General features: G+C 54.5%; 1 rRNA gene. It reads left to right on the forward strand.

Features of this window, described 5'->3' with window-relative positions:
* Window positions 1–693 (forward strand): 23S ribosomal RNA (locus tag SPH27_RS23035); the annotation flags it as partial.
* Window positions 694–716 lie beyond the last annotated feature (23 nt).

Raw genomic sequence — 716 nt, forward strand, 5'->3', positions numbered from 1 at the left:
ATCCGGGTTGCGGACAGTGTCTGGTGGGTAGTTTGACTGGGGCGGTCTCCTCCCAAAGAGTAACGGAGGAGCACGAAGGTTAGCTAATCCTGGTCGGACATCAGGAGGTTAGTGCAATGGCATAAGCTAGCTTGACTGCGAGAGTGACGGCTCGAGCAGGTGCGAAAGCAGGTCATAGTGATCCGGTGGTTCTGAATGGAAGGGCCATCGCTCAACGGATAAAAGGTACTCCGGGGATAACAGGCTGATACCGCCCAAGAGTTCATATCGACGGCGGTGTTTGGCACCTCGATGTCGGCTCATCACATCCTGGGGCTGAAGTAGGTCCCAAGGGTATGGCTGTTCGCCATTTAAAGTGGTACGCGAGCTGGGTTTAGAACGTCGTGAGACAGTTCGGTCCCTATCTGCCGTGGGCGCTGGAGAATTGAGGGGGGCTGCTCCTAGTACGAGAGGACCGGAGTGGACGCATCACTGGTGTTCGGGTTGTCATGCCAATGGCACTGCCCGGTAGCTAAATGCGGAAAAGATAAGTGCTGAAAGCATCTAAGCACGAAACTTGCCCCGAGATGAGTTCTCCCTGACCCTTTAAGGGTCCTGAAGGAACGTTGAAGACTACGACGTTGATAGGTCGGGTGTGTAAGCGCAGCGATGCGTTGAGCTAACCGATACTAATGAACCGTGAGGCTTAACCTTACAACGCCGAAGCTGTTTCGGCG

The organism is Enterobacter sp. A103, from assembly GCF_034427535.1.
GTDB classification, from domain to species: Bacteria; Pseudomonadota; Gammaproteobacteria; order Enterobacterales; family Enterobacteriaceae; genus Enterobacter; species Enterobacter asburiae_B.